Annotated in this window: 1 protein-coding gene; it reads right to left on the bottom strand. The window is 48.5% G+C overall.

What is annotated here, in order from left to right; translation table 11 throughout:
- On the bottom strand, window positions 1-235 hold a 235-nt coding region (locus AC0L24_RS33970; RefSeq protein WP_473565114.1), incomplete at both ends, for a fimbria/pilus outer membrane usher protein.

Here is a 235-nt window from a genome sequence, read left to right on the forward strand (position 1 = left end):
GGAAACCCGGCTACGCGGTAACCAGCGTTCTAACGGAATACTGAGATTCAAAGAGAGTGCGCGGTCATTATTTTGATCAGTGTAGCGGCTGTATTGATAATTCAGGCTGTCCCCAACTCCCCATTGCTGGCCGGAAACCCCAACAGAGATATTCCTGTTTTTATCGTTATTGCCCCAATAGTCTTGCTGCGAACCGGAGGCATACAGACTTACCCCATCAAATATTGTCTGGCTG

The sequence above is a fragment of the Mesorhizobium sp. WSM4809 genome (assembly GCF_055811655.1).